General features: G+C 49.1%; 32 protein-coding genes and 1 tRNA gene. 17 read left to right on the forward strand and 16 right to left on the reverse strand.

What is annotated here, in order from left to right:
• Window positions 1–35: 35 nt before the first annotated feature.
• From GQS10_RS11620 to GQS10_RS11630, 3 genes are all read right to left on the reverse strand, one after another.
• Complete coding sequence (locus GQS10_RS11620) at window positions 36–554, reverse strand: DUF3231 family protein (protein ID WP_166242270.1); 519 nt, start codon at window positions 552–554, stop codon at window positions 36–38.
• 99 nt (window positions 555–653) lie between these two features.
• Entirely contained in the window at window positions 654–815 is a 162-nt protein-coding gene (locus GQS10_RS11625; protein WP_166242207.1) for a hypothetical protein, read from the reverse strand.
• 70 nt (window positions 816–885) lie between these two features.
• On the reverse strand, window positions 886–1,902 hold the full coding sequence (locus GQS10_RS11630; protein WP_166242272.1) for an AraC family transcriptional regulator: 1,017 nt from the start codon (window positions 1,900–1,902) through the stop codon (window positions 886–888).
• 114 nt (window positions 1,903–2,016) lie between these two features.
• Between GQS10_RS11630 and GQS10_RS11635 the strand changes: the two genes are divergently transcribed.
• A complete protein-coding gene (locus GQS10_RS11635; protein WP_166242274.1) occupies window positions 2,017–2,601 on the forward strand; it encodes an NAD(P)H-dependent oxidoreductase in 585 nt (194 codons plus the stop codon).
• A 9-nt stretch (window positions 2,602–2,610) separates the two neighbouring features.
• Here the strand turns inward: GQS10_RS11635 and GQS10_RS11640 are convergent, their stop codons facing one another.
• The 7 genes from GQS10_RS11640 to GQS10_RS11670 all read right to left on the reverse strand — a co-directional run bounded on the left by GQS10_RS11640 (window position 2,611) and on the right by GQS10_RS11670 (window position 7,828).
• The gene (locus GQS10_RS11640) at window positions 2,611–4,218 is read right to left on the reverse strand and encodes a hypothetical protein (protein WP_166242276.1); all 1,608 of its coding nucleotides are present in this window, start codon (window positions 4,216–4,218) and stop codon (window positions 2,611–2,613) included.
• Window position 4,219: 1 nt separating this feature from the next.
• Window positions 4,220–5,092 carry an ABC transporter ATP-binding protein gene (locus GQS10_RS11645; protein ID WP_166242278.1) on the reverse strand — a complete coding sequence of 291 codons (873 nt, stop codon included), beginning with the start codon at window positions 5,090–5,092 and terminating at the stop codon, window positions 4,220–4,222.
• A gap of 90 nt (window positions 5,093–5,182) precedes the next feature.
• A complete protein-coding gene (locus GQS10_RS11650) occupies window positions 5,183–6,274 on the reverse strand; it encodes a sensor histidine kinase (RefSeq protein WP_166242280.1) in 1,092 nt (363 codons plus the stop codon).
• Window positions 6,271–6,993, reverse strand: a complete 723-nt coding sequence (locus GQS10_RS11655) for a response regulator transcription factor (RefSeq protein ID WP_166242530.1) — start codon at window positions 6,991–6,993, stop codon at window positions 6,271–6,273. Before GQS10_RS11655 ends, GQS10_RS11650 begins: the two co-directional genes overlap by 4 nt.
• A 190-nt stretch (window positions 6,994–7,183) precedes the next feature.
• Window positions 7,184–7,345: a hypothetical protein gene (locus GQS10_RS11660; protein ID WP_166242282.1), complete on the reverse strand. Its 162-nt coding sequence runs from the start codon at window positions 7,343–7,345 to the stop codon at window positions 7,184–7,186.
• Between the two features lie 80 nt (window positions 7,346–7,425).
• Window positions 7,426–7,572 (reverse strand): hypothetical protein, encoded by a 147-nt coding sequence (locus tag GQS10_RS11665; protein ID WP_166242284.1) that lies wholly within the window; start codon window positions 7,570–7,572, stop codon window positions 7,426–7,428.
• Between the two features lie 183 nt (window positions 7,573–7,755).
• A tRNA-Ala gene (locus GQS10_RS11670) sits at window positions 7,756–7,828 on the reverse strand.
• Between the two features lie 159 nt (window positions 7,829–7,987).
• On the opposite strand from GQS10_RS11670, the gene GQS10_RS11675 reads away from it, so the two are divergent.
• Both GQS10_RS11675 and GQS10_RS11680 read left to right on the forward strand, forming a co-directional pair.
• Entirely contained in the window at window positions 7,988–9,526 is a 1,539-nt protein-coding gene (locus tag GQS10_RS11675) for a sodium-dependent transporter (RefSeq protein ID WP_166242286.1), read from the forward strand.
• Complete coding sequence (locus tag GQS10_RS11680) at window positions 9,523–9,624, forward strand: MetS family NSS transporter small subunit (protein ID WP_166242288.1); 102 nt, start codon at window positions 9,523–9,525, stop codon at window positions 9,622–9,624. The genes GQS10_RS11675 and GQS10_RS11680 overlap by 4 nt, the downstream gene beginning before the upstream one ends.
• Window positions 9,625–9,681: 57 nt before the next feature.
• Here the strand turns inward: GQS10_RS11680 and GQS10_RS11685 are convergent, their stop codons facing one another.
• A complete protein-coding gene (locus GQS10_RS11685; protein WP_166242290.1) occupies window positions 9,682–10,476 on the reverse strand; it encodes a helix-turn-helix domain-containing protein in 795 nt (264 codons plus the stop codon).
• Between the two features lie 178 nt (window positions 10,477–10,654).
• Between GQS10_RS11685 and GQS10_RS11690 the strand changes: the two genes are divergently transcribed.
• From GQS10_RS11690 to GQS10_RS11700, 3 genes are all read left to right on the forward strand, one after another.
• Window positions 10,655–11,425, forward strand: a complete 771-nt coding sequence (locus GQS10_RS11690; protein ID WP_166242292.1) for a TIM barrel protein — start codon at window positions 10,655–10,657, stop codon at window positions 11,423–11,425.
• 28 nt (window positions 11,426–11,453) lie between these two features.
• Window positions 11,454–12,479 carry a Gfo/Idh/MocA family protein gene (locus tag GQS10_RS11695; RefSeq protein WP_166242294.1) on the forward strand — a complete coding sequence of 342 codons (1,026 nt, stop codon included), beginning with the start codon at window positions 11,454–11,456 and terminating at the stop codon, window positions 12,477–12,479.
• 86 nt (window positions 12,480–12,565) lie between these two features.
• Window positions 12,566–12,901 carry a cupin domain-containing protein gene (locus GQS10_RS11700; protein ID WP_243735119.1) on the forward strand — a complete coding sequence of 112 codons (336 nt, stop codon included), beginning with the start codon at window positions 12,566–12,568 and terminating at the stop codon, window positions 12,899–12,901.
• A gap of 133 nt (window positions 12,902–13,034) precedes the next feature.
• Here the strand turns inward: GQS10_RS11700 and GQS10_RS11705 are convergent, their stop codons facing one another.
• Entirely contained in the window at window positions 13,035–14,702 is a 1,668-nt protein-coding gene (locus tag GQS10_RS11705) for a glutamine--tRNA ligase/YqeY domain fusion protein (RefSeq protein ID WP_166242296.1), read from the reverse strand.
• A 124-nt stretch (window positions 14,703–14,826) separates the two neighbouring features.
• Window positions 14,827–14,994 (reverse strand): hypothetical protein, encoded by a 168-nt coding sequence (locus GQS10_RS11710; protein WP_166242297.1) that lies wholly within the window; start codon window positions 14,992–14,994, stop codon window positions 14,827–14,829.
• A 127-nt stretch (window positions 14,995–15,121) separates the two neighbouring features.
• On the opposite strand from GQS10_RS11710, the gene nikR reads away from it, so the two are divergent.
• The 7 genes from nikR (at window position 15,122) to GQS10_RS11745 (ending at window position 19,156) form a co-directional block, all read left to right on the forward strand.
• Entirely contained in the window at window positions 15,122–15,604 is a 483-nt protein-coding gene (gene nikR, locus GQS10_RS11715) for a nickel-responsive transcriptional regulator NikR (RefSeq protein WP_207952242.1), read from the forward strand.
• Between the two features lie 84 nt (window positions 15,605–15,688).
• Window positions 15,689–15,880 (forward strand): hypothetical protein, encoded by a 192-nt coding sequence (locus GQS10_RS11720; RefSeq protein WP_166242301.1) that lies wholly within the window; start codon window positions 15,689–15,691, stop codon window positions 15,878–15,880.
• Window positions 15,881–15,897: 17 nt separating this feature from the next.
• Entirely contained in the window at window positions 15,898–16,188 is a 291-nt protein-coding gene (locus GQS10_RS11725) for a Dabb family protein (RefSeq protein WP_166242303.1), read from the forward strand.
• A gap of 92 nt (window positions 16,189–16,280) precedes the next feature.
• Window positions 16,281–16,946 (forward strand): tetratricopeptide repeat protein, encoded by a 666-nt coding sequence (locus GQS10_RS11730; protein ID WP_166242305.1) that lies wholly within the window; start codon window positions 16,281–16,283, stop codon window positions 16,944–16,946.
• Between the two features lie 84 nt (window positions 16,947–17,030).
• The gene (gene thiD, locus GQS10_RS11735; protein WP_166242307.1) at window positions 17,031–17,837 is read left to right on the forward strand and encodes a bifunctional hydroxymethylpyrimidine kinase/phosphomethylpyrimidine kinase; all 807 of its coding nucleotides are present in this window, start codon (window positions 17,031–17,033) and stop codon (window positions 17,835–17,837) included.
• A 140-nt stretch (window positions 17,838–17,977) separates the two neighbouring features.
• Entirely contained in the window at window positions 17,978–18,406 is a 429-nt protein-coding gene (locus tag GQS10_RS11740) for a DUF86 domain-containing protein (protein ID WP_166242309.1), read from the forward strand.
• A 90-nt stretch (window positions 18,407–18,496) separates the two neighbouring features.
• Window positions 18,497–19,156, forward strand: a complete 660-nt coding sequence (locus tag GQS10_RS11745) for a helix-turn-helix transcriptional regulator (RefSeq protein ID WP_166242311.1) — start codon at window positions 18,497–18,499, stop codon at window positions 19,154–19,156.
• 118 nt (window positions 19,157–19,274) lie between these two features.
• Here GQS10_RS11745 and GQS10_RS11750 read toward each other — a convergent pair whose 3' ends face one another.
• The gene (locus GQS10_RS11750; RefSeq protein ID WP_166242313.1) at window positions 19,275–19,910 is read right to left on the reverse strand and encodes a bifunctional 4-hydroxy-2-oxoglutarate aldolase/2-dehydro-3-deoxy-phosphogluconate aldolase; all 636 of its coding nucleotides are present in this window, start codon (window positions 19,908–19,910) and stop codon (window positions 19,275–19,277) included.
• A 97-nt stretch (window positions 19,911–20,007) separates the two neighbouring features.
• On the opposite strand from GQS10_RS11750, the gene selD reads away from it, so the two are divergent.
• From selD to GQS10_RS11770, 4 genes are all read left to right on the forward strand, one after another.
• The gene (gene selD, locus GQS10_RS11755) at window positions 20,008–21,078 is read left to right on the forward strand and encodes a selenide, water dikinase SelD (protein ID WP_166242315.1); all 1,071 of its coding nucleotides are present in this window, start codon (window positions 20,008–20,010) and stop codon (window positions 21,076–21,078) included.
• Between the two features lie 9 nt (window positions 21,079–21,087).
• A complete protein-coding gene (mnmH, locus tag GQS10_RS11760) occupies window positions 21,088–22,125 on the forward strand; it encodes a tRNA 2-selenouridine(34) synthase MnmH (RefSeq protein ID WP_166242317.1) in 1,038 nt (345 codons plus the stop codon).
• A 102-nt stretch (window positions 22,126–22,227) separates the two neighbouring features.
• A complete protein-coding gene (locus GQS10_RS11765) occupies window positions 22,228–22,704 on the forward strand; it encodes a DUF948 domain-containing protein (RefSeq protein ID WP_166242319.1) in 477 nt (158 codons plus the stop codon).
• Window positions 22,691–23,143 carry a YtxH domain-containing protein gene (locus tag GQS10_RS11770; RefSeq protein WP_243735120.1) on the forward strand — a complete coding sequence of 151 codons (453 nt, stop codon included), beginning with the start codon at window positions 22,691–22,693 and terminating at the stop codon, window positions 23,141–23,143. Before GQS10_RS11765 ends, GQS10_RS11770 begins: the two co-directional genes overlap by 14 nt.
• An 82-nt stretch (window positions 23,144–23,225) precedes the next feature.
• Here the strand turns inward: GQS10_RS11770 and GQS10_RS11775 are convergent, their stop codons facing one another.
• Together GQS10_RS11775 and GQS10_RS11780 are read right to left on the reverse strand one after the other, a co-directional pair.
• Window positions 23,226–24,347 (reverse strand): phosphodiester glycosidase family protein, encoded by a 1,122-nt coding sequence (locus GQS10_RS11775; protein WP_166242321.1) that lies wholly within the window; start codon window positions 24,345–24,347, stop codon window positions 23,226–23,228.
• Between the two features lie 119 nt (window positions 24,348–24,466).
• Window positions 24,467–26,272, reverse strand: coding sequence for an EAL domain-containing protein (locus GQS10_RS11780; protein ID WP_243735121.1), 1,806 nt, complete (start codon window positions 26,270–26,272; stop codon window positions 24,467–24,469).
• Window positions 26,273–26,336 lie beyond the last annotated feature (64 nt).

The raw sequence follows: 26,336 nt of genomic DNA on the forward strand, positions 1-26,336 counted from the left end.
ACCCCTTCAAGCATAAGCTCGAAGGGGTTACTGATTTACACGCCCACAGGCTCGGGTCTTTCGATTTGCAGCGGAGGTGGGACAAGCCATCCTTTTTCTTTATTCAGTCTTAAGATTCGTGCGGCGAATACCGCCTTCGTGGCATGGTATTTCGCAAACAACGCTCCGACATCTTCACGAGTAGACATAGCGATCGCTTGGCTGCAGGCAGTAAGGCCAACTGCAGTGTCATGGGCTAAAAACATGGCGATTTCAGGGTCCATAAAACGGGCGCCAACGGGGATGTCTTCCCATTTCGCTTCCGGACGTTCTGGAAGAGCTGGGGCTGGAGTAATGCCGTTGTCCAGAAGGAGCTCATCACATTCCTTGCTTTCGAGCTTGGACTGTTCCATCAAGTCCTTCAGCATTGCTTTAACGTCCTTATCACCTGCGTGGTAGCTCCAAGCTTGATAGCAGGAAAAAAGTCCTTTAGCCATCATTGACATGCTCCAAAGACTGCTAACCTCGCCGTAATTCAACGGTTCATTTTTCGGATTGCCGCCAAGAATTCCCATTGAGTGATGTCTCCTTTTTTTTAAAGTAGAAATCCAATGGTATTGTTCCGCCCAAGGAAGCTGATCATCCGAACCAATATTTAATGCAATGCGCTTAGGTTAATCGTTAGGGGTTCTGTCCAAGTAGAGCCGGGTCACGGAGGTGAAGTCGTGGCTGCGCACCTCTTCTGAAGTCGCTTTTTCTTCCAGCTCATCCTGCATGTTCATTCCCGGAGCCATCGTCGGTTCATGGTTCGTTTTAATATGCTGGTTTTCCTTCAATGTGTTCACCACCTTTCGTTATAGCGTCCTGCGATAAGAAAGGTGTTATTCATGGTTATCGTGGGAAGGCTTACCTATTCTCCTTGACAGCGTTCGCGCGGTATTGCCCAGGGGTCATGCCGGTCCATTTTTTAAAAGCAAGCTGAAAAGCACTTGGCTCGGAATAATGCAAAGCATACGCGATGTCCCCGATCGTAAATTCCTTTCGCTTTAAATATGCGATAGCAAGCTCCTTTCGAACGCGTACCGATAATTCATGATACGTCGTTTGTTCTTCTTTTAATTTATGCTGAACCGTTCTTTCACTAAGGCCTAAAGATTCGGCTGTTTGCTTTAAGGTTGGGAGGAAAGTGGGAATACAGGTTTTCATCCACTGTACGATCCGTTCGGAAAGACGGTCGTCACGATTCAGCTCTGCCTGGGTTGCCTGAGCAAGCGATTGAAATACGCTAAGAAGCTTGGGATCCGAATACAGCACCGGATATTCCAACACTTCTTTATTCATAACAAGCAAATTTTCCTTCTGGGAAAATGCCGGTGGAAGCCCAAAACTCTCTCGATAAGGCTCTGTGTGAGACGGTGCTTCGTGTGTAAAATGTACTGCATGCAAAGGAGTGGAGCGATTGCTCAACCGGCTGATCATGCGCTGCATGGAAACAGCCATCTCCTCGATGCAATGCCTCGTTAAACCGGAGGGATACTGCGCAAACAAGCGAAGTGAAACTTCGAACCCTTGTAAGCTCCAGTCGATATTAAAGCTGCTGCACAAAAGAGTGTTATACCGTTGATATGCCGAGAGCGCATCCGCAATCGTCTTGGAATGCATCATTACATAACCAACGACACCCATATCGGCGAAATCCATGAGTTCCCCTTGGTGCAGTCCAAAATGCTCGTCATGCGTAAAAGCTGCTGCAGCCATAATTAAACGCTCAAGCTCCGCGCCGGGAAGGCGTGCTTCCGGATCCTCAAGAAGAGCCGTGTTGAACCCGACGCTCCGGAAAAAGCTCTGCGTATCGTATCCTTGCTGAACAATCGTCTTCATGATCGGGAAGATCATGGATACGGCTACACCGGAATTTGCCAAGCTAAGCAGCTCCTTTTGCGTGAAATAGTAACTTTCTTGCGCAATTGATCATTTCTAGCGGAAAAGATTAGGTCTATGCTAATTGTAGTTAGAGGATGGAGGAGGAAGCAAGAGATGAAAGGAAAAAATATCGTTGTTATTATCGGACATCCCGATCCGGAGAGCTATTGTGCTGCTTTGGCAAGAGCTTATGAGGAAGGCGCAATTGAAAGCCATGCGCAGGTTCGTACCATCGACCTGGCCAGCATCCAATTTGATCCAAATCTGAAATATGGATATCGCCAAAGAACAGAGCTAGAGCAGGATTTGAAAGAAGCGCAGGAGCTGATTCGCTGGGCTGATCATTTGGTGTTTGTTTATCCGACGTGGTGGGGGGCAATGCCTGCTATATTAAAGGGATTTATAGATCGAATCTTTTTGCCGGGCTTTGCGTTTCAATCCCCGGAGAATTCTTTGCTTTGGGAGAAGCTTCTGAAAGGGAGATCGGCAAGGCTGATTGTAACGATGGACACCCCTTCATGGTATAACAGATGGATTTATAAGCATGCGGGGCACAACGTGATGAAACGCAATATTTTACACTTTTGCGGAATAAAGCCCGTACGCATAACCGAGGTTGGTCCGGTTAAGCCATCCTCGGCCGCGCTGCGGGCCTCGTGGTTAAAGCAAATGAAGCAGCTTGGTTCTAAATTATCATAATTGACGATCCTACCTTGCACGCATGAACCGGTTTCGAAATAGATAACCGCTTGCAAGTAGCGCGATACCTGATACGAGGTAGAGAGGAATCATCATTCCGGCATCGGTAAACCAGGATCCGTCTGTCGAAGACGTGCCTAAGAAGTTAAAGACAGGGGTTTTATTAACCGGACCTAGATACCAAACAATCATATACAAAACCTCAAAGGTTCGGCTTGTATTTGTTAAAACCCCGCAGACTAAAGCGAAACTCGGGATAAGGAATACACCGGTTATCCCATAGGCTAGCAGCTCAACATTATGTTCGAAAAGCAGGCGGAGCAGCATTGGACTTACGACAAGGAAAGTAAGCAGGACTCCGGCAGTCCAAACTGCAATGTATTGGCGGATTTTCCCGTATGGGCTCGATACCATAAGAAATTGAGTGTGAAACACGGCTTCCCTGCTGCCCATTTGTGACCAAAGCAGCATTGGCCATATCCATAAGATCGGCCACAGCATCCACTGGATCGAGACAGCAGAAGGTATAGCCAAACATAATATAGACAGGATACCTGCAATGACGTACCAGCCTGTCGAGGTTTTCTTGGTCAGCAGCCACCATTCGGCTGCAATGAGCTTGGCCAGAGAGCTTTTTCCGGTAGCTGGAGTAAGCTCATCGGCACGAATTTGAGAAACAGGGTGTCCCGTAACCACAGGCAGAGCCTCGAGGTACGGCTCGGAATTCGGTTGGAGTGCTTGCACCGATTGTTTTGAAAGCCTTCTGCCCCTTGGATCCTGAAATCCCGGGAAAAGCAAGGCAGCTACAAGCACGGCAGCAGCGGCGGCGAGCAAGAAAGTGCTTTGCTGCATCACGAGCTCGGTGGTCCAATCTAGACCCTGCCAAACAAACAGCTCAATCGGCTGATCCGGCACAAGAATTCCGATCCCGTAGGTTCCGGAAAAATCCGGCTTGATAGCGGCCATTTCCTTCACCATGTCGCTGGTCACTACACTAACTCCGTAAGACATCGTTTCATTCGAGGAAACCACAAACACGAAGTACAGCACAAAGAACAATACATTTCCAATTCCCCCTTGCAGAAGAGGGCGTGTTTCAAATATGACGGCAATGGCTGCAACGACAGACATGATCGGCAGGGTTACAAATATAAAAGGAGAGACAAGCGGCCAAAGCTCAATTTCAAGCACCTCACCACGAACGAGCTGCATGACCAGCGCCGTTGCCGCAACCGCGGCAACGATTAGCGTAAGCACTGCAAAATTGCTGATCGTCTTCCCGGTCAAGTAAGCGAGTTTATTCACGGGAGTACTGGCGATGATTTGTCCTACTCCAGATAGATAGTCCCGCTGAATGCTGTTTTTAACTAGAAAGAAGCCGAACAGTGTAAGAAATAAAGCAGTTGAAAGCGCAACAGTGCCGCCAACCCATGCGGAATTGTATACGCCGCGGTAATTTTCACCCAAATGAAGGGTAATGTAACCTGATTCCATAGGCGGCACAAAAAAATAAGCGATTAGCATTGATAATCCAATCGCAGCGAGAAATGAAAATTGCCTGATCCGTTCAAGCAAGTCGGCACGGGTAATAGAAAATATCGCACGAATACTGCCCATGCTAGAAGCCTCCTCGTGTTGTTCGAATGTACAGATAGGCATCTTCAAGGGTCGGTGCCAGCGTAGAAGCTTCGGGATGCGGCAGACGATCGGAAACAATCCGCAGCTGCAATCCATTTTCCCGCCTGATCGTTCCGCTGATCGTCCATTGGGAACGGGCGCTTTGCAGCTGGTGATCAGGAATCGTTACGGACCAAACCTTTCCCTGAACACCGCGCAGCAGCTGGGAAGGGTCGGCACTCGTTAATAATTGTCCCTTGGACATAATGGCAATTTGATTGGCTGTTGCTTCGATATCGGAAACGATATGTGTCGAGAATAGGATGATTCGTTCACCGGATAAATCCGTCAAAATGTTGCGGAAGCGCACCCGTTCCTCCGGATCGAGACCCACTGTTGGTTCATCAATGATCAGCAGCTTAGGGTCATTCAGCAGCGCTTGCGCAATGCCAACCCGCTGGCGCATCCCGCCGGAGAAGCTGCCGATCGGACGTTTCAGGGCATCGTGTAAATTCAGGAGCTCTAGAATCTCCAAAATGCGGATTTTTAAGTTCCAGCCCCCTAGACCTTTCAGTGCGGCAACATATTCAAGAAATTCAACGGGGTTTAAATGAGGATAAACGCCAAAATCTTGAGGCAAGTAACCAAGAGTGCGGCGTAATTCATTGGGTTGTTTACGTATGTCGATGCCATTCCAAGTGACGGTTCCTTCCGTCGGCTCGGAAATGGTGGCGAGAATTCGCATTAAGCTCGATTTTCCGGCGCCGTTCGGACCTAATAATCCGATGATGCCGGGCTTCAGTTGAAGGGTTATATCCCGCAGAGCATACTTATCCTTGTTATATCGTTTGCTGACACGTTGTATTTCCAGCATTTCACTTCGACCTCCTGTTTACGATAACCTACTCTCAAACAGTATAGGGTTTGAAAGTAAATACAAAGTAAACAGGAGGCAACATGCAGCTTAATTATGCAGAGGAAAACGGACAATAATTGCGGTTCCCTCTTGTAGGCGGCTCTGTACTTGTATGGAACCCCCATGGGCTAGAACAATTTGATACGCAATTGCCATTCCAAGACCTGTGCCGTCCGAATGCCGTTCTGTTGTTGTTCCGCGATAATACTTATGGAATAGATGCTCCATAGTACCCTCATCCATACCGTTTCCGTTATCCTCAATGCGGATTTCCAGATGCTCGTTATCCTTTTTCAAAAGAACTTGCACAGCGGTTCCCGGAGGATTATGGAGGATCGCATTAACGAGTAAATTATGCAGCGCTCTCTGAAGCAGCTTTTCGTCGAGCATGATGTCAAGAGATGACAGTTCGGATTCAAAGGTGAGGGTAAACTCGGATGCCCGCGGGTCATTCACCGTATCTGCGACGATCCGGCGTATATATTCAACCGCATCCCGGATCTCTAGATTGACGGGAAATTGCTGACCGTCAAGCCGGAAGGAGAGATTCAAATCTCCGATCAGCTCCTCCATATGATCCGCTTTTTGCTGGATTTCGCTTAAAAAGTTGTTTTGCTCGTCCCGATTCCACGTGTACTGCGGAGAAAGCAGCATCGAAGAGTATCCTTTGATATAGGTAAGCGGAGTTTTAAGATCGTGGGAAATTCCTGCGATCCATTCTTTTTGCATATTATCAAGACGAATTCTGTCCTGCTTGCTTGTTTCTAAAGTTTCGGAAAGGTCGTGCAGCTGTTCGATGACTTCTTTATACAAATGATAAGGCCTTTTCAATTTCTTGTCCTTGCTTTTGAAAATGAGCTGATCCTTCGGGTCTGTATAGTTTCCGCTCGCCAAGCGATGAATCATGCCGATGATATAAAAAAGCGGTCTTCCGATATACCATCCATATACGGTTACAGAAGTGCCGACAATCGTAAATATTCCGATAAGTACAGCGAGATCCTGTTGGTCCCCGCTTTGCGGAAACAGTGATTCGGCTGTCACTAAGCCGATGCTTAAGATAAAGCCAAGAAGCATCAGACTTACAGCTAAATGGAAGGCAAGACGGAGAATCATGCGGATATTCGATTTGATTTTCATACTGCAGAACTCTTATGAGGCGGGACAAACTTATAACCGATGCCGCGCAAATTTACAATAATTTTCGGATCACGGGGATCTGCCTCTAGCTTTTTCCGCAGTCGTGATATATGAATAACCACCGTTTTTTCGTCCCCCATGAGAGACGTTCCCCAAATGTTATCGTACAGTTGCAGGGCGGTGAACACTTGTTTCGGGTGGTCGCATAAAAAGCAGAGCAGCTCAAATTCCTTTGCCGGACAAATGATCTCCGCACCACCTACGATAATTTGGCCAGCGCTTTTATCTAATACAAAGGCTCCGTAGTCCAAGACGGAAGGCTTTTGCTGAACCACCGCGGCTTGATATAGGCTCTGCCTGCGCAGCTGCGCTTGAATTCGAGCAACCAGCTCTAGCGGGTAAAAGGGCTTTGTGATGTAATCATCTCCGCCTAATCCAAGGCCCATAACTTTGTCTAAGTCCCCCGAACGTGCGGTTACAAATAGGATCGGGACCGAGGAAATCAAACGGATCCGCTGACAAAGCTCGAAGCCGCTCGTATCGGGCAGCATGACATCGAGGACGATTAAATCAAACGGCTGGGCTTCAAGCAGCCGCAAGGCCTCTGAGCCCGTCGCTGCGGTCGAAATCCGCTGAAACCCTTCTTTCCGCAGCAGGGTTTCCATCATGGTTAAAATTCCTTTTTCGTCGTCTACCAATAAAATGTGCCGGGAGTGCAGAGCTACCACAACCTTTTGTAAATTTGCTCTTCCAATTTGTTCCTGCGCAATGATTATACCAAATATTTCGTGAGCGGGATAAACGCAAACACACCGCTCAGCACTTTAGCTTAAGCGGTGTGTTATTGAATGCTGCTATTATTTTCGGGAAATGTTTGGGAGGAATTTACCTCATGTATGATTTCATTTTTTAAGTCCCGCGTACTCTGTTCCTTGATGGTCTAAATGCTTTAGTTATGTCAAAAAAGCCACCGTTCACATTTTCCTTTTCGGATTCAGAAAGCTCTTGAGGCAGATCGTTTAATTTAATTTCTTGTTTTGCTTGTTCCAATTGTTCTTTGTTTTCGGACATGTAATTCACCTCTGCTTGTTAGTAATCCCATACTACCATCATAAATGGATTGGGGAAATCCCCCGTTTGGGGGATAGGATTCACTGGTTTACTTCGATCTTCGCTGTCGGTTCTTGCGATGAATTTTTCAGCCCATTGCTGGTCGCACTCGTTCCTTCAACGCTGTTGACGCCGGTACCGTTCGCAGTCGCGTCAATATTTTCACTCCCGTTCCCGCATCCTGACAACAGTAATAGTCCTATAAGTCCCAACGTACAAATCTTCTGTGGTATTCTCATCTCACCTCATGCTCTTTTCCTAAACCTCCGGTATGTTACCACCATTGGTAACAAGCGTAAGCTGTATGCGTGCGTCAGCATAAACGATAAAAGGCGTAACCAGTTTCCTGGTTACGCCTAATCTTACGTGTATGGACCCTAGCGGGATCGAACCGCTGACCTCTTCGCTGCCAGCGAAGCGCTCTCCCAGCTGAGCTAAGGGCCCAAAAAATATAGACAATCCCGTATATAGTGACGAATTTGATTATATATTAAAGCATAGCAGAATTGCAAGTTAAAAAATATTTAACCGATGTTATATTTTTCGAAGACTTTTGACATTTTTCGTGTTAAAATGTTGAGCAAAAAAGGAGGATACGCTGACATGGAACAACGTGAACAGTGGGGCAGCAGGGCCGGGTTTATATTGGCCGCTGCGGGCTCAGCGATCGGTCTTGGAAACATATGGCGTTTTCCATATGTGGTTTATGAAAACGGCGGGGGAGCGTTTCTAATCCCGTACTTTTTTGCCCTTCTAACGGCGGGGATTCCAATCCTTTTACTGGAATTCGGCATTGGTAGAATGGGTAAAGGCTCAGCGCCTTTATCGTTCAGTAAATTGTCCCGCAAGTTTGAATGGCTGGGCTGGTGGCAGACGCTCATTTGCTTCGTCATTACCACCTATTATGTCATCATCATCGGCTGGGCGATCAGTTATTTCTTCTATTCCTTTAACCTAAGCTGGGGTGAGGATACGAAGGCGTTTTTATTTGGTTCCCATCTAGGTCTGCCGGATGATGTCGTTACAGAGCAGGGCTGGAATTTCGGGGGCATTCAGTGGAGGGTTTTCGTTCCGCTTGTTGCAGTTTGGGCAGCTACATATTTTGTACTGATTCAGGGTGTGCAGAAGGGGATTGAAAAAGTAAGCAAGGTGTTTATGCCGCTTCTCGCGGTGATTATGGTGATCTTTGTCATTCGTGCAGCAATGCTGCCGGGTGCAAGCCTGGGTCTGAATCACCTGTTTACACCGGATTTCGGTAAAATTTTGCCTCCGATTTTAGGGGGAACGAATGAAGCGTGGTACACGGTGTGGATCGCGGCCTACGGTCAAATTTTCTTCAGCTTGTCCATCGCGTTTGCCATTATGGTAACGTACAGCAGCTATCTAGATAAAAATCAGGAAGTCAATAACAGCGGCTTCATTATGGCCCTGAGCAACAGCGGATTTGAATTTTTGGCGGCAATCGGGGTTTTTGCGGCGATCGGTTTTATGGCGCAGTCCTCAGGTGCAGATGTGAAGGATGTCGCAACTGCAGGCGTGGGTCTTGCTTTCGTCGTATTCCCGAAAATTATTAGCTCCTTCCCGATGTTAAACAGCGTATTCGGAGCCATGTTCTTCTTGGCGCTTGTTATTGCCGGGTTTACTTCGCTGATCTCCATCATCGAGGTGCTGATCGCTTCGGTTATGGATAAGTTTAATATTACGCGGAAGAAGGCAGTTAATCTGGTCGTGGGGTTATCGGCGCTTGTAAGTATCGGTTATGCCACAGGAGCGGGCGTCGTCCTGCTGGATATTGTCGATCACTTCATCAATAACTTTGGTATCGCGGTATCTGGGCTGATTGAAGTGATTTTGATCGGTTGGTTCTACAATATAACGAAGATTCGTAAGGAAAACAATCTGGTATCGGACTTTGCTGTAGGATCCTGGTGGAACGTCATGATCCGGTTTGTCACTCCGATTATCCTCTTGTTTATGGGCTACAAAAACTTGGTTGATGAGCTGGCGAAGCCGTATGAAGGATATCCGGCTCATGCCATTATGACCTTTGGATGGACAGTTGTCGGCATTACATTTGTTGTTTCCTTTGTCCTGGCTTATGCGTTCAAATGGAGAAGGAACCCGATGGAGGTGCGCTCATGACCGGACCGGCTTTAGCGATGTTTGTGTTTGGAGCAGTTCTGCTTTGGGGCGGCTTGGCGCTGATGATCGGAATTGCCTTAAGAAAAAGCAAAAAATAAAGATAAATGTCAACGGAGGTCGGCGATATAAAGCCGCCTCCGTTTTTTTTTTGCATTTTACCTGTGCTCTGTACGAAATTGTGTCGGCGACATGCCGTAGGCTTCACGGAATACGCGGTGGAAGTAGGAGTAGCTCCCAAAGCCCGAGGTGAGTGCAATTTGTTCTAATGTCATTCCCGTGTAGATCATCCGCTGAATCGCTGTTGAAAGCCGAATTTCCACCGCATACTGCAGCATTGTTTTGCCAAAGCATTCTTTAAACAAGTGGACGGCCCGCGATACGCTGAGTCCGACATGCTGAGCAACATCAAGCACTTGAAACGGCTCAAGCGCGTGCTCTTCAATAAAGGATCGCATTCGGAATGCGGTAAAGGTTCGGCCGGTCAGCGGCGCCGATTCGAGGGTGGCCTCGTCTATGGCAAGACATAAGCTTCGCAGCAAATATTCGACCAGCTCGCCGTTCGCACTCCTTAGTCTGCGTTTTTCCGAGATGATTAGTTTCCACAATCCGGTAAGCCGATCCATAGAGTATATGCGGTTTTTTGCCGTCCGTGTTCTTCGGTGCCACCATTCTTCCAGCCATTCCCCGCTGCACATCAAGTAATAATCGCCGCTCGCTCCTGTACCGCCTATCTTTCCGGACTCTTCGCCGATCATAAGCTGATACGGGTCTCCGGGCTTGTAGAGCAGCAGCTCCCCGGCCTCAATCCTTGTGAGACGGCCTTCTACGAATGCAAGACATGAGCCCTCCGTCTGCAGACGGAACAGAAAGCCCTGGACGCCGTCAAGCTGTTGGGTATGAAATGGATGAATATGATAAGAATAACCGCATAGATAAACATTGGACTCCATATTGAAATTGCCTCCGCCCGAAGGAATCAACCCTCATGTTCACTGAAAAAACAGCAAGATCGTTCATGTTTTAGCATCTTTGGTTATGTTCATTGTAAAGCTTTTTGGACTAACATGGAATTAGATCGGTAATGCTTTGAGCATGTTCATAATGTTGGTGAACGGGGGGAAGCTCCAAGTGGGAAAAGTAAGCATTGGCTTGCAAATGTATACGATTCGCGATGCAACCGCGGTCGATTTCAAGGCTGCTCTGCGTCAAGTAGCGGAGCTTGGTTATGAAGGGGTTGAATTCGCAGGATACGGCGACATTCCGGCAGGCGAAATGAAACAGCTGCTGGAAGAGCTGCAGCTTAAGGCGATTGGGAGCCATGTCGGGCTTCATGCACTGCGCACGAATCTGCAAGAGGAAATTCAATATTTAAAGGAAATCGGCGGCACGTATTTGGTCTGTCCCTATATATTGCCGGAGGATCGTGGCAGTGAAGAGGTGTGGAAAGAGCTGTTTCGCTTTTTTGGCGATGTAGCGGAAAAAACAGCAGAGCAGGGCCTCATTTTCGCTTACCATAATCATGATTTTGAATTTGTTGATCAAGCGGACGGTCGTTTCGTATTTGACGCTCTCTTTGCGGCAACACCGGAGGACAAAGTAAAGGTGGAAATGGACATAGGCTGGGTTGATTTTGCAGGACAAAGCCCAATAGAATATATTGGTAAATACAGTGGACGTCTTCCACTTTTACACTTGAAGGATTACCGCAAAAAGGATGACGGGTCCATTGATACGGTCGAGCTTGGCCAAGGGGTGCTGCCGTTGTTCGATATTATTCGGGCGGCGGAGCATGCCGGAACGGAATGGCTGATCGTCGAGCAGGATCAATGCGCAAACCCGCCGATGGAAAGCATTCGCGACAGTATGCGCTGGCTCGTATTGAATGATCCGAGAACATAATGGATATAAAGGAGTGTACTTCAAACCAATGGAAAAATTAAAAGTTGCTGTTATTGGCTGCGGCTCGATCGCAAAACATCGCCATATCCCAGAATACGCTGCTCGTGAGGATGTCCAGCTGGTCGCTTTTGTAGATCCGGTAAAGGAACGAGCAGAGCAGTTTGCACAGCAGTATGGCGGCAGAGCCTATGCGAGCTATGAAGAGATGCTGGCCGCTGAAAAGGTGGATGCGGTAAGTGTATGTACGCCGAATCAGACGCATGCGCCGGCGTCTATTGCCGCAGCCAAAGCTGGGGCGCATGTCCTGGTTGAGAAGCCGATGGCCGCTTCCGTAGAAGAGGCTCAGGCGATGATCGAAGCGGCGGAAGAAAATAAGGTGAAGCTTATGGTTGGCCATAATCAGCGCTTTATGCCTCCGCATGTGAAGGCAAAGGAAATACTGAAGTCCGGCCGGCTTGGCAAGGTGCTGTCGTTCCGCACTTCCTTCGGGCATCCGGGACCGGAGGCTTGGAGTGTGGACGGCCGCGAGAGCTGGTTTTTCCGCCGTTCGGAAGCCATTATGGGGGCCATGGGCGATCTGGGTGTGCACAAAGCAGATTTGATCCGCTGGCTGCTGGATGATGAAGTCACGGAGATCGCTTCCTTTATCGAAACGTTGGATAAAGGCGAGACGGATGTAGACGATAATTCCGTTTGTTTGCTGCGAATGAAGAGCGGTGCGATCGGTACACTGGTAGCCAGCTGGACCTATTACCGCGGAGAAGACAACAGCACGATCGTATGGTGCCAGAACGGTGTGCTGAAAATTGGCACGCATCCCGAAGACCAGGTGATCGTGGAGCTGCGCGACGGTTCCGTCGAGCGGATGAAGGTCGGCGAGATTGCGACGAATACGAAGCAGACGACTAGCGGTGTCATCGATGAATTCGTAAAGAGCATTCGCAACGGCACACCGCCAAGTGTTCCGGGTGAAGAGGGCTTAAAGTCGCTGCAAGTGATTTTAGCGGCTTTCGAAGCGGATGAGTCCCGTTCTGTTGTAGCTATCCCGCAATAAATTACGTGCGATGCCTATCCTCCCCGGACGAGAAAGGGTATAATTGGGTAATGTAACCAACCTGCTGTGGAAAGGGGAACGTAACATTGAACGTACAAGTCGACTGGAAGCAAGCGGAACCAGGAGTTCAGCGTAAAATTACGACCGTGGGCAAAGGCATGATGAGCATGCTCGTTAAGTTCGAAGCCGGTGCAGAGGGATATGAGCACTCTCACCCGCATGAACAGCTGACCCTCGTTGTTAAAGGAGCGTTTGATTTTAAGATTGACGGTCAAACGACAAGAGTCAATGCGGGAGAAAGCATTTATATTCCGAGTAATGCCAAGCACGGCGTGCAGGCTATTGAAGAGGGTATGCTGTTTGATACATTTACGCCGGTGCGCGAGGATCTGCTGGAGAAGGACGGCGTAAAGCTGGACTAAGCTGGACAGTGCCGGTAAAAAATAAAGGCTGCTTATGGATTGCCCTTGTAGAGGGATCCGTAAGCAGCCTTTTCTGCACAGTGGCTGTGAAGCTTACTTGCTATTTCCGAGCTATGGAATTTGATGTTCCGGATTATTTAACCTCAAAGGAGCTTTTCAACGATACGATCCGGTTGTAAATGATTTTTTCCGCGCCTTCCGACTTGGGATCGACGTTAAAGTAGCCATGGCGGAAAAATTGGAACTTATCCATCGGCTTGGCATCCTTCATGTTTTGTTCGACGAAGCCTTCAAGCACCTGCAGCGAATTCGGATTAATGTGAGCGAGGAAGTTATCTCCGTCCTCCTTCGCATCGTCGGTAATGAGCGGTTCATACAAACGGAATTCGGCAGGTACGGCATGCGACGCTTCAACCCAGTGGATGGTGCCCTTCACCTTCCGTCCGGTAAAGCCGGAGCCGCTCTTCGTTTCGGGATCGTACGTACAGTGAATTTCCGTGACGCGGCCGTTTTCGTCTTTTACTACATGTTCGCATTTAATGAAGTACGCATGCTTTAATCGCACCTCATTGCCAGGGAACAGGCGGAAATACTTGGCCGGTGGATTTTCCATAAAGTCATCGCGCTCGATGTAGATTTCACGGGAGAACGGAATTTGGCGATTGCCCATTTCCGGATTTTCCGGATTGTTCTCCGCATCCAACCACTCGACTTGTCCCTCCGGATAATTCGTAATGACGACCTTGATCGGATCGAGCACCGCCATCGTGCGAAGGGCCTTCAGCTTCAAATCCTCACGGATAAAATGCTCCAGCATCCGCTCGTCGACTAAGCTGTTCGCGCGGGCAACCCCGATTTCGCGGCAGAAGCTGCGGATCGCTTCCGGGGTGTAGCCTTTGCGGCGAAGCCCGGAAATGGTCGGCATGCGCGGATCGTCCCAGCCGTCGACCACCTTTTCATCGACAAGCTGCTTCAGCTTGCGTTTACTCATCACCGTGTTTGTCATATTTAAACGGGCAAATTCATACTGCTTTGGCTTCGCATCTGTTTCACAGTGTTCAATGACCCAGTCATAAAGCGGCCGGTGATCCTCAAACTCCAGGGTACAGATCGAATGGGTAACTCCCTCAAAAGCGTCCTCAAGCGGGTGAGCATAATCGTACATCGGATAAATGCACCATTTGTCTCCCGTATTATGATGATGGGCATGAGAAATGCGGTATAATACCGGATCGCGCATCGTAATATTCGGTGAGCTCATGTCGATTTTGGCGCGAAGCACCTTCTCGCCGTCCTTGAACTCGCCGTTTCTCATTCGTTCAAACAAATCAAGATTTTCTTCCACACTACGGCCGCGATAAGGACTTTCCGTTCCCGGCTGTGTCAGTGTCCCACGCTGCTGACGGATTTCCTCTGCTGAGGAATCGTCCACATAAGCTAGTCCTTTTTGGATCAGCACAATTGCTTTCTGATACATTTCTTCAAAGTAGTCGGACGCAAAAAAGAGTCCGTCCCACTCAAACCCGAGCCAGCGTACATCCTCTTTAATCGAGTTGACGTACTCCACGTCTTCCTTTAAAGGATTCGTATCGTCAAAGCGCAGGTTTGTTCTTCCCTTGAAATCGTCCGCAAGCTCAAAATTCAAGCAGATCGACTTCGCGTGTCCGATATGCAGATATCCATTCGGCTCAGGCGGGAAGCGGGTGACGATTTCCTGCATTTTACCCGCCTTTAAATCTTCCATCACGATCGTTCGAATAAAGTTTGACACATTGACATTAGACGTTTGCTCCACCTTCATCAACCCTTCCGAAGCGACAAATGTTTTTGATTATTGTACTATGATACACAACCTTTCGGCAAAAGGCTCGGTTTTTTTGCTAGATTTTACCCATAGCTGCATTCTTTTGATGCCATTGCTACCTTTACGATTCGTTGCGCGTACTCATGACCGTTAAAGGTACTTCAAGCTCCTCGCCGTCATTGCCGGTGCTGCCATAAAATTCGCGGTCCATGCGGATGTTCGCCTGTTCGGTTTCCGTTTTCTCGCGGTTTTCCTCCGGCAGCTCGCCAGATTGCTTGATTTCGTTCATAGTGATGCCTCCTTTATAATACTTTGCCAATAGTGTTGCCCAATAATGGTAATCTCACTCTTTTCATTGCTGTACAGGGTATGCTACATTTGAGGGTAGTTCGTATGCTTGGAATCGGAGGATGCGCATGTCAAACAAAGACGAATTAATCCGGTTCGGCGTCTCCATGCCGGAGCGATTGGCTGAGCAGTTTGATGATTTTATCGCGGCAAAAGGATACGGCAACCGTTCTGAGGCAATCCGCGACTTAGTTCGCAAGGCGCTGCTTGAGCCCGGAGCCATAGAGTCCGATCAGCTTGTCGCAGGCACGATCGTTATGGTATACGATCACCATGCCAGTGAGCTGTCTGCGCTGCTTACCGAGCTGCAGCATCGGTATCACCATGACATTATTTCGACGATGCATATTCATTTAAACCACGAGCAGTGCTTAGAGGTGCTTGTCGTTAGGGGGATGTTAACCCGTCTGCACGAGCTGCATCGGGCGATTCAGGTGCTGAAGGGCGTGCTTTATGCGGAATTGTCTGTGACGCATATTGATATGGATGATATGCACTCCCATTCTCATCCTCATTCGCACCCTCACTCTCATTCAAGCCCGAGGGAGTGAGCTGTCTATCGTGGACGGCATAAATAGAGCATGATATAATGTGAAATTAGAAAATGATCCGATGGGGAGAGGGGGCGGAAGCTGATGAAGAGAATACTGTGGACGGCAATGATGGCGGTTTCCGTGCTGCTGCTTTCGTCGTTTGCTTTACCGGACCCCGATCGGCCCGTGGTCAATCCGTTCGGTGTGACGGATCCGCATGTTCCGACACCGTATATTAAGTTCAGCGAGGACGGAACGGTTCTGTTCGCCGACAGTGTCCAATTTTGCCAATAGCAGATAGGAGCTCACGAATGCTGATTCATGTGGTGATGTTTAAATTAAAGGAGCCGACTGCCGATGTGCTGCAGCGGACAAGAGATGTATTAATGAGCATGAAGGGCAAAATTCCGGAGCTTCTCGATATTCAAGTCGGAATCGACGTGCTGCGTTCGGAGCGGTCTTACGACCTTGTGTTGACAACAACGTTTGAATCTTTGGAAGCGATGCAGGCTTATCAGGTGCATCCGATCCATCAAGATGTGATTGAGTATATCAAAACAGTAAATGAACAATCGATTGTCGTTGATTACATAACGGAATGACATCCGGGCAAGGCGCCTTTTCCAATACGGGAGAGGCGCTTTTCCTGTTTCGGAACGTTCAGGCGATGATGGCGGATTGAAGGGGGAGCGGTATGAGCAAGTTTTTTTTATTTATTTTTTTAGCGTGGCTGCTGGGGAATCCTTTTCTTGCATTCGTGGTGCTGCTTATTATCATTTATGTGCTTGACCGGCGCTTTGTCGGGGTTTTCCCGAGCATCACCCGGCCTATAAAACGGGATGCCCGGCTTCGAAAGCTGCGCCGTGAAATCGCGTTGAACGCTTACGATACAAGCGCCAAGCATGAAGCCGCAAAGCTGCTGATCGAAAAAAAACGCTACAACGAGGCGTTGAAGCTGCTTCATGAGGTTGCAGAAGTAAAAGAAGACTCGGCAGATGTAAAGTGGAAGCGGGGCTTTTGCCTGCTGCGCACCGGGCAGATTGAGCAGGGAGAGCAGTCCATTTGCGAGGCCTTAGAGCTTAACCCCCGCGTTGGATACGGTGAGCCATATTTGCGCTTGGCGGAGGTATTCGCGGCATCGGATCGCGAGAAGGCGCTTCGGTACCTGGAGTCCTTCCGCGGCATTCATTCTTCCTCCTGCGAGGGGAATTATCGGCTAGGGCAGCTGTACCAAGCTTTAGGACAATCGGAAGAGGCGAAGCGAGCTTATCGGGAAACGGTAGACATTTACCGCACCCTGCCGAAATACATGCGGCGCAAGGAGCGCAGATGGGCGCTGCTTGCTGCGTTCAGACGCTAAGCGGGAAGGTAAGCGTCAAAGCTTGACGCTTGTCCGAGCAAAGACTACACTGTAGGTGCGAAAGTGATGCGGGAGGAATTTTACATGAAGCAGGTATATAAAGCGTTAACGATTGCCGGATCGGATAGTGGAGGCGGCGCAGGCATTCAGGCCGATCTCAAGACGTTCCAGATGCTGAATGTTTTCGGCATGTCTGCGATTACGGCGGTAACGGCCCAAAACACATTGGGCGTGCATGGCATATATGATCTTCCCATTGAGGCCATTGAGAAGCAAATTGACGCCGTAGTCACGGATCTCGGCGCAGATGCCGTAAAGACCGGGATGCTCTCCAAGCCCGAGGTTATTGAGGCTGTTGCGGCGAAGGTGAAGCAGCACGGGCTGGAGAAGCTGGTCATTGACCCGGTCATGGTGGCCAAAGGGGGAGCATCGCTCTTGGCTGAGCAGGCCAAAGCATCGCTGCGCAGCATTTTGCTGCCGCTCGCTTATGTTGTTACCCCGAATATTCCGGAGGCGGAGGTACTGACCGGCCGGGAAATTCGCACGTTGGATGAGATGAAAGAGGCCGCCCGGCGAATCGTTGAGGAATACGGCGCCAAGGCTGCTATTGTGAAAGGCGGACACCGTGCGGAAGAGCCGACGGACGTGCTTTACGACGGGAAGGATTTTCGCCTGTATACCGGCTCCCGCTACGTAACGAAGCATACCCACGGAACCGGCTGTACGTTCTCTGCGGCAATTGCGGCGGAGCTGGCCAAGGGAGCAACTCTTCATGATGCAGTTCATGAAGCGAAGCAGTTTATTACCCACGCGATATCTGAGGAGCTTGGAATCGGCGGCGGACACGGCCCGACAAATCACTGGGCTTATTCAAATCGGAATCCAAAGTAGGTGGCGTAAATGAAAGATTTAAAGGATGTCATGGAGGCTTTAACGATATTATTAGTAATCCTTCTGTCCTTTCCGGTAACGATATGGCTGTTGAAGCGCAAAAATAAACGTAATGGATGAACGAAGAAGGAGCGGTCGGGATGTATTATGTGAACGAGGAGCAGATTCAGAGTCGATTTAACGTGCTTCCGGTAATACGTGAAGCAGTAGAGGCTCTGCAGGAGAAAGATGTGTGGGGAGCGGCCGAGTATTTTGCCGGCGAGCGGGCTTTGCATCTTGCCCTGGAAATCGTTACGGATGTCGGAAGCCTGCTGATTGACGGCTTTATCATGCGTGATGCGAGCAGCTATGAAGATATTATCGACATTCTTAAGGGGGAAGAGGTATTCCCCGATTCCCTTTATGAGCCGCTGCTTAAGCTGGTTAAGCTGCGCAGGGCACTTGTGCAGGATTACTCGGAGTTACAACGCTTAGGCAAAGAATCATTGTTCCCGTTAACGGAACTTCCGAGTCTGCTGGAGCAGTTTGCCGAATCCGTGAACCGGTTTATTATAGCGTCCAAGTTTTGAAACATAATCGTTTCATAATTTACGAAAGCCTGAATATAAGGTAAAATAAAGAGAAGTATGCTATTTTCAGGCTTGGGACGGTGAACGGTTATGAAAAACGAGGGGGAACAATCGACAAGGCAGCAGCTGCTCGTTTTGCTGAAACGGCACCGTACGTTAAGCGTTGCGGATTTGGCGCGATTTCTGGGGATTACCGAAATGGCGGTTCGCCGCCACTTAAATACGCTGGAACGCGATGGCTTTATCGATTCCAGCCTGCAGAGACAAGCCATGGGCCGGCCGATGTATGTCTACTCTTTATCGGAGTCTGCCGATGACCTGTTTCCGAAAAATTATTACGGACTCACCCTGGACCTTCTGGAAGAGCTGGAACGGGAAGAGGGGACATCGCTTGTGACCAAGCTGTTTGAGCTGCGTCAGCGGAAGATGGAGCGTGCCTATTCCGAGCGGATGCAGGGGAAGAGCTTGGAGGAGCGGGTGGTCGAGCTTACTGATATTCAAAATGGCGGAGGCTACATGGCGGAATGGGAGCGCGACGAGGAGACAGGCTCTTTTATCGTTCGGGAATACAATTGCCCTATCTCGCAGGTTGCGGGGCGTTTTGAACAGGCTTGTACTTGTGAGCTCAGTTTATTTGAAACCCTATTAATGGCATCCGTTGAGCGAACAGAGTGCTTGGCGAAAGGCGGCGGCAAGTGCGTCTACATCGTACAGCCGTCCGGACAGCGGGAAATTTCGTCCGACATATGAAAGGCGGTTCTCGATAAGAGAATCGCCTTTTTTGACAATATACTGATCTATTTCAGGATTCCTATCGGTATCAAAGCTCTTGTACAGCGGCTGGGACGCGTCGAACCAAAAGCAGTGTCTAACGGTTTATGGCTTGAATCAAGCCTCTAGCTTTTTCTGCAATCCGGTTATATTCACCCGAAGCCATCGCATCACGCTGAATTAAGTAGCTCCCGACCCCTAAGGCATAGCAGCCAATATCCATAAATTGCTTGGCATTTTCCGCGTGAATTCCACCCACAGGGATAAAAGGTATGCGGTCAAACGGGCCCATCAGTTCTTTTACATAAGAAAAGCCAAGGCTGGCGCTAGGAAACAATTTGATCGCAGAAGCTCCTGCGTTCCATGCCCGCACGATTTCGCTCGGCGTCAGCGCCCCGGGATAGATCGGAAGCTGTTTGGAAACGGCGTGTCGGATCAGCGTCTCATCCGTATGCGGCGTTACGAGAAATTGGGCCCCTGCTTCGGCTGCAGCATCGGCGTCCTCGGTCGATAAAACCGTGCCGGCGCCAACCCACATCTCGTCCCCGAATTCCTTCTGAAGTGTGCGGATCAATTGGGTTGCACCCTCGGTGTTCAAGGTCACTTCCAGCACGCGCACACCGCCTTTCAGCAGCGCTTCTGCGGTCTTGAGCAGCTCCTGTTCTGCTACCCCTCTAGCAATTACAATCAGCTTCGTTTGTTCAAGCAGGCGAATGCCTTGATCTTGCTGCATCCTACGTCCCCCCTTATGGTTTGCCCCATTATACAGTTCTTTTTTTTCACTGTAAATTGTGCTACCCTCACAATAGAAAGATGTCGAAGAGAGGAAGATGATCTTGGAATCGTTATCGATAAAATTAACGTCGTTATCAAGCAAAGGCGGCTGCGGCTGCAAAATCGGTCCGGGTGAGCTTTCGCAAATTTTGCGCAGCATTCCGGAAGGCGTGCGTGATCCGAATTTGTTAGTCGGTACAGAGACGAATGACGACGCGGGGGTGTACAAGCTGTCGGATGATTTGGCGCTTGTGCAGACCGTCGACTTTTTCACACCGATTGTTGACGATCCGTATTCCTTCGGGCAGGTGGCCGCGGCCAATGCGCTTAGCGATGTGTATGCCATGGGTGGAAAACCGCTGACCGTGCTGAATATCGTTGCATTCCCGATCAAGACGCTGGATAAGGCGATTTTAGGCGAAATTTTGCGCGGAGCGGCGGACAAGGTTCGCGAAGCGGGCGCAGCCCTTGTCGGCGGTCATTCCATCGATGATCAGGAGCCGAAATTTGGTTTGGCGGTGACCGGGACGATTCATCCGGATCGGGTAAGAACGAATGCCGGCGCGAAGCCTGGAGATAAAATTATTGTAACCAAGCCGATTGGGGTCGGGATTTTGACCACCTCGATTAAGAAGGATCAGCTGTCGCCGGAAGAGGTCAGCCGGGTGACTCGTGTGATGACCACATTGAACAAAACGGCAGCGGAAACCATGGAGCCGTATCACGTTCATGCTTGTACGGATATTACCGGCTTCGGTTTGATTGGTCATACATTGGAAATGGCCAAAGGCAGTGGAGTTGAGATTCGTCTTTATCAGGACCGCGTGCCGGTGCTCCCGCGTGTGCGCGAGCTGGCGGAAGCCGGATTTGTACCGGGCGGAACCAAAAACAACTTTAACCATGTCAAGGATTCTGTAACGTTCGATGCGTCGATCGATCAAATTGGACAATATATTTTGTGCGATGCGGTAACGTCTGGAGGGCTGCTGATTGCCGTTGAGGGATCGCAGGCTGATGAGCTGGTTGCAAAGCTGAAAGCAAATGGCGTGGAAGCAAGCCTTATTGGAGAAGTTTTCGCGGCACAATCGCAGGAAGGCCGAATTACCGTATCCGTATCGGAAGGATGAGACGATAAGTTGGTTCAAGACATCACCGTTCAGCATATGCTGCAGCTTAAAAATGAGAAGGGCGTCCAGCTCGTGGACGTCCGTTCTCCTTCGGAGTTTAAAGAAGGAACGATTCCGGGAAGCGTCAATATTCCGCTGTTTACCGATGAGGAACGGGCGGAGATCGGCACGTTGTACAAGCAAGATAGCATTGAAGCCGCCAAGCAGCGCGGGCTCGAAATTGTATCGGCCAAGCTGCCTGCGTTTGTCCGTGAGTTTGAAGCGCTGCCTGGCCGTAAGGCGGTATTTTGCTGGCGCGGCGGCATGCGCAGTAAAACCTCGGCAACGCTTATTTCGTTAATGGGCAACCGCCCTTATCGATTGTCCGGAGGCGTCCGCGCTTACCGCAAATGGGTGGTCGAGACGCTGGAGGGCTTTGATTTTCGCCCCAAGTGTATCACGATCAACGGGTATACAGGAACCGGCAAGACGAAGCTTTTGCGGATGCTCGACGAGCGCGGGTTCCCGGTTCTCGATTTGGAGGGAATGGCGCAGCATCGCGGATCGATTTTCGGACAAATCGGCCTTGAGCCGAATAATCAGAAGACCTTCGAATCGCTGCTTGTACATCAGCTGCTTGAAGTAAATGACCGGCCTTACGTACTGTTGGAAGCCGAGAGCAAAAGAATCGGCAAAGCCGTCGTTCCCGATTTTATTATGAACGCCAAAGAGCAGGGGAAGCTGCTCTTTATTGAAATTCCTATTGAGGAGCGTGTGCGCAACATAATTGCGGATTACGAGCCGCAGACTCATAAAGAGGAATGTATTGCCGCGTTTGAGCGGATCAAGCGAAAAATTCATACGCCGGTGGCTGCCGAAATTGAAAGTTATCTTTTGAGTAATCGATTCGAAGAAGCTGTCGCTCTGCTTCTGGAATACTATTACGATCCAAGGTACGAGCATGCGATCTCTCAATACGAGAGAGACAGGCTTGTCATAAAAGCCGGAAACGTGGAAGAAGCCGCCGATAAAGTGGCCGATTATCTTAAAAAAATGTCTGATTTCTAAAAAAATGTTCGATATTTGTGTCATCTCCTCTCTATCTTTCTTATAATGGAGGTAGCTGGGCACTAGCCCGGCAGGATTGTAAGCCGAAACGGGGTGAGACGGATGTTCATGGAAATCGGAGTAGGGATTGGTGTTCTGCTTGCATCCATTGCGTTTTGCGTACTGGTCGTGTACGGGGTGCGTACACTGCAATCGCTTCGGAATTCACTTGATGAAGCGAACAGGACACTGCAGGAGGTACAGAAGCAGCTGGATTCCGTTTCTGCGGAAACGGTAAAGCTGATCCAATCCAGCCATCAGCTGACCGCTGATGTGCAAACGAAGATGAAGCAGCTGGACACTGCTTTTGGAGCAGTGCTCGAGGTAAGCGGAGCGGTCCATGAAGTCACGTCCTCTGTCAAGCAGGTCTCCTCAGCCGTATCCCATACGGTCCGATCCAATGTGGAGGGTGCGCTACATAAGCACCAAGGCAAGTTGGCGGAAGCGACGGAATGGGTAACTCTTGCCCTTCAGGCTTGGCAAAAAATCCAATCTTATCGGAAAACGAGCAAAGGAGAGGATTCGAATGTCGAACAATAACATGAACGGGAAAGACTTTTTACTAGGTGCCGTAGTCGGCGGTGTCATCGGGGCGCTGACGGCGCTGCTGGTTGCTCCGAAGAGCGGCAAGGAGCTTCGCGGGGATATTGCGGAAGGATACCGTCAAGCGAGTGAAAAAACACAGGAGCTGGCGCAAAACGTAGGAGCGAAAACGACGGAGCTTGCTTCCACCGTAAATGCAAAGGCTGTTGAGGTGGCTGGTAAGGTGAAGGAAACAGCGAATGTGCTCACTGAGGATATGCGATCTTGGAGAGACGCACGCCGTGAGGCTGCTGCGGCAGCGGAAGATGTCGCCACTGCTGAAGCTGCAGTAGAAGCAAAAGCAGAAGTAGAAGTGAAGGCTTTGGAAGCGCCAATCGACGCCACGGGTACGGAAAATGCGGCTGAGGGTACAGATCCGTTAAAGACGAATACGTAGTGGCTCTACGGATAATGTAATAATGTAAAAAAAAGGGATACGCCCGGATTCATGGGCTGTATCCCTTTTTGGTTAGGATGAGTTACCATTTAGAGGAATCAAACTTGGTCATGTCAATGCCTTCCCAAATGTTCGGCACCTGCAGCTCTTCAGCCTTTTCATGAACGACGAAGGCGGTAGGCAGGTAACGTTCGCCGTATTGACTTGCCGGGCTATTAATCGTTTCAAAGCCGTCCTTTGTCCCCGGAGCCCCTTTCACAAGGACCGTGGAGGAGCCGCCGTCAAGATTAGCTGCGATAACGGCGTCATGCTCGAGAAACACGTTTTGAATGTCGTAAAGGGTAGCTCCAATACTATGAGGCTGACGGCCGTCGATGACAGCAAATAGGATCGTTCCGTCCGCAGTTTGCGCCATACTTGTGCGCGGAGCAATGCCCCAGCCGTCGGCATGGTTTTTAATGAGCCCTTCACCATTGACAATAAAGCGAGGAGCGAAGGTTACCGCTTCTTTGACATTCATTTTAAGCAGTTCGTTCGGTTTATATTTACCGGCTATCATAACGCCGTCCTGATCCAGTCCGACAACATGGATCGGGGTATTCATGTCCCCGTCATGGTATAACACTTTCCCGTCAGAAATGACGATTCCGATCGGCTGGAAACCATTACCCTTCCAATTCGGATCGGCAAAGCCGCCTCCGTTAACCCCGTAAAGCGCTCCGGTTCGTTTTACCATGGAGCTGACCTTTTCACCTTTGCCCGCTTTATTCGGCACTACGAGCCGGATTTTTTTAGGATCATTAACGATAAGCAAATACCCTTTCCAGTTTGCCCCGGAAATTTCCTTCACCTCAGCGAGAGGCTTCTGTTCCTTTTCTTGTGCATTCCTTGACACGACCGGTGCAGAGACCGGCTTGACCTCAGCTTCCGCCATCTCGTCAAATCTTGCCCAGTATTGATTCACGCGCTCTTTCAGGTTTTGTTCACCGATTAAATATTTTGCCCAGTGTCGATGCTGGGTTGTAATAAGCGTATCGGCAGCCAAATATCGGAGCTGGGTTCCCCATGGAGTCAAGTAAAACCAAATGGTAAAGAGGATCGCGCTGATTCCAAGCACACTGAAGCTATAAGCGATCCACCGTTTTCGTTTTAGCTTTTTCTTCTTTTGTCGTCTTCCCGGCGTTGTGGTAGGGGTCGGGTTCATCTCGCTCTCCTTTCAAAATCACAAAAAATCTCTAGTAACTAGACGAAATAGGCACAAAAAAGGTTTCAAAAAGCGAGAAAACGAAAAAAAGCCCCGAAGGGCGTTTTCGTGATGTCGAATCAATGATACAAGGTGATATGGGATTTTAGAAAATGCTCAAAATCCTCAGCAGGCAGAGGGTGGCTAAAAATATATCCTTGTATCTCGTCGCAGCCGCTTCTTTTCAAAAATTCAAGTTGTTCCATCGTTTCTACGCCTTCAGCCAATGATTTCATCTTTAACTGCTGGGACATTGCGATCAATGCAGTTACGATGGCGGCATTATCCTCGTCATCGGTAACATCCCGAATAAAAGACTGATCGATTTTCAAAGTGTGAACGCGGAACCTTTTTAAATAGCTAAGAGAAGAGTATCCTGTACCAAAATCATCTATCGATATTCGCACACCGAGCTGTTTCAGTCTGCTCATTGCTTCCGTTATGAATGAAACGTTCTTCATAGCTACGCTTTCTGTAATTTCAAGGCAAAGCAGGTGCGGAGGCAGCTTTGTTTCCAATAAGGCATCCTCGACAATTTGCACAAATCCCGGCTGATGGAATTGATTCATCGAAATGTTTACCGAGACGCAAAGAGGAGGAAGTCCGTTACGCAGCCATTGTGCATTTTGCCTGCACGCTTCGCGGAGCACCCAGTTTCCAATCGGAACGATGAGTCCCGTTTCTTCGGCGAGTGGAATAAACTCTCCCGGGGAGACCATTCCGTATTTGGGATGTTTCCAACGGACAAGGGACTCCATCCCGAACGTTTCACCGGTATGAAGATCAACAAGCGGCTGATAATAAAGCAGAATCTCGTCTTTTTCCAGCGCTTTGCGCAAGTGATTTTCTAAATTTAATCGTTCCATCGAACGCAAGTTCATTTCCGAATGATAAAACTGATGCGTGTTCCCGCCCTTTTCCTTGGCACGATACATCGCTGTATCCGCGTGCTTTACAAGTGCCTCGGCCGAGCTTCCATCGGCAGGATAAATGCTTACTCCGATGCTTGCCGATACAAACAATTCTTGCCCACCTACCAGGAAGGATTCCCTCAGGATGGCATGAATCGACTGGCAAAACGCATTAACCTCGTCGACATGGTTAATATCCGACAATAAAACGATGAATTCGTCCCCGCCAAATCGGGCGAACAGATCTTTGCTCTGCACAATGGAGGATAAGCGAGTACTCAGCTGTTTTAGGAGCTCGTCCCCCATGTAGTGGCCTAAGGTATCGTTAATAATTTTAAAGCGATCTAAATCAAAAAACAGCACGGCCATTTTTTTGCCTGTTTTTTCACAGTGGGCAAAATGCTGGTTTAATTTATCGTGAAACATCGTTCTGTTTGGAAGGCCGGTGAGGGAATCATGATATGCCATATGGGCAATTTTCTGTTCCGCTCTGCGCTTCTCATTCACGGCATGGATCGTTGCGTACGAACGCAAAAAACGTTCATCCTCATTCTGAGCAATAAACGAATTCAATATTTCATCCGTGCGCTGATCAAGCGTCTCATGCTGTTCATTGGCAGCTGAAAGCATTTTAAGCACGTTCTCAATATGATTCTTATGTATTCTTGCAACGGAAGCCGTTTTTGTTTTTCGGTCATGGGGATTGCCCAAAAAAACGATGCCTTTCGTGCGATCATATTGTTCAATTTGGTTCATGTTCACAAGGTTACCGCTGTCAATCATGCGAAAACCGGCCTCGAATAGCATTTCCTCCAAACTATCAAAAGAAATGCTAAGGTAATAGAGATTATCTTTGGTGTGAACAATATATTGTTGATCTCTTCCTTGATCGATACGTACGATATCCGAAGCATCCAGCATAAAAAAGTCGGATCCCCGTTTACCGTCGCGTGTAACTGGTATTTTTTGTGCCATGACTGTCAGCTCCATGTGGTAGAGAAAGGATGAGGCTGCCCGATAATGGGCAGCCCGGTTATGT

It is taken from the genome of Paenibacillus turpanensis (assembly GCF_011421635.1).
Classification (GTDB): Bacteria; Bacillota; Bacilli; order Paenibacillales; family YIM-B00363; genus Paenibacillus_AK; species Paenibacillus_AK turpanensis.

Excerpts from the sequence above, each read along its gene's own strand:
- GQS10_RS11770 (WP_243735120.1), top strand. The coding sequence starts at position 22,691 with ATGTCGAACAATAACATGAACGGGAAAGACTTTTTACTAGGTGCCGTA.
- nikR (WP_207952242.1), top strand. The coding sequence starts at position 15,122 with ATGTCAAACAAAGACGAATTAATCCGGTTCGGCGTCTCCATGCCGGAG.
- GQS10_RS11675 (WP_166242286.1), top strand. The coding sequence starts at position 7,988 with ATGGAACAACGTGAACAGTGGGGCAGCAGGGCCGGGTTTATATTGGCC.
- GQS10_RS11685 (WP_166242290.1), bottom strand. The coding sequence starts at position 10,476 with ATGGAGTCCAATGTTTATCTATGCGGTTATTCTTATCATATTCATCCA.
- GQS10_RS11780 (WP_243735121.1), bottom strand. The coding sequence starts at position 26,272 with ATGGCACAAAAAATACCAGTTACACGCGACGGTAAACGGGGATCCGAC.
- thiD (WP_166242307.1), top strand. The coding sequence starts at position 17,031 with ATGAAGCAGGTATATAAAGCGTTAACGATTGCCGGATCGGATAGTGGA.
- GQS10_RS11705 (WP_166242296.1), bottom strand. The coding sequence starts at position 14,702 with ATGAAGGTGGAGCAAACGTCTAATGTCAATGTGTCAAACTTTATTCGA.
- GQS10_RS11660 (WP_166242282.1), bottom strand. The coding sequence starts at position 7,345 with ATGTCCGAAAACAAAGAACAATTGGAACAAGCAAAACAAGAAATTAAA.
- GQS10_RS11765 (WP_166242319.1), top strand. The coding sequence starts at position 22,228 with ATGTTCATGGAAATCGGAGTAGGGATTGGTGTTCTGCTTGCATCCATT.
- GQS10_RS11635 (WP_166242274.1), top strand. The coding sequence starts at position 2,017 with ATGAAAGGAAAAAATATCGTTGTTATTATCGGACATCCCGATCCGGAG.
- GQS10_RS11680 (WP_166242288.1), top strand. The coding sequence starts at position 9,523 with ATGACCGGACCGGCTTTAGCGATGTTTGTGTTTGGAGCAGTTCTGCTT.
- GQS10_RS11645 (WP_166242278.1), bottom strand. The coding sequence starts at position 5,092 with ATGCTGGAAATACAACGTGTCAGCAAACGATATAACAAGGATAAGTAT.
- GQS10_RS11725 (WP_166242303.1), top strand. The coding sequence starts at position 15,898 with ATGCTGATTCATGTGGTGATGTTTAAATTAAAGGAGCCGACTGCCGAT.
- GQS10_RS11740 (WP_166242309.1), top strand. The coding sequence starts at position 17,978 with ATGTATTATGTGAACGAGGAGCAGATTCAGAGTCGATTTAACGTGCTT.
- GQS10_RS11720 (WP_166242301.1), top strand. The coding sequence starts at position 15,689 with ATGAAGAGAATACTGTGGACGGCAATGATGGCGGTTTCCGTGCTGCTG.
- GQS10_RS11745 (WP_166242311.1), top strand. The coding sequence starts at position 18,497 with ATGAAAAACGAGGGGGAACAATCGACAAGGCAGCAGCTGCTCGTTTTG.
- GQS10_RS11695 (WP_166242294.1), top strand. The coding sequence starts at position 11,454 with ATGGAAAAATTAAAAGTTGCTGTTATTGGCTGCGGCTCGATCGCAAAA.
- GQS10_RS11640 (WP_166242276.1), bottom strand. The coding sequence starts at position 4,218 with ATGGGCAGTATTCGTGCGATATTTTCTATTACCCGTGCCGACTTGCTT.
- selD (WP_166242315.1), top strand. The coding sequence starts at position 20,008 with ATGATCTTGGAATCGTTATCGATAAAATTAACGTCGTTATCAAGCAAA.
- GQS10_RS11730 (WP_166242305.1), top strand. The coding sequence starts at position 16,281 with ATGAGCAAGTTTTTTTTATTTATTTTTTTAGCGTGGCTGCTGGGGAAT.
- GQS10_RS11620 (WP_166242270.1), bottom strand. The coding sequence starts at position 554 with ATGGGAATTCTTGGCGGCAATCCGAAAAATGAACCGTTGAATTACGGC.
- GQS10_RS11750 (WP_166242313.1), bottom strand. The coding sequence starts at position 19,910 with ATGCAGCAAGATCAAGGCATTCGCCTGCTTGAACAAACGAAGCTGATT.
- GQS10_RS11775 (WP_166242321.1), bottom strand. The coding sequence starts at position 24,347 with ATGAACCCGACCCCTACCACAACGCCGGGAAGACGACAAAAGAAGAAA.
- GQS10_RS11650 (WP_166242280.1), bottom strand. The coding sequence starts at position 6,274 with ATGAAAATCAAATCGAATATCCGCATGATTCTCCGTCTTGCCTTCCAT.
- GQS10_RS11710 (WP_166242297.1), bottom strand. The coding sequence starts at position 14,994 with ATGAACGAAATCAAGCAATCTGGCGAGCTGCCGGAGGAAAACCGCGAG.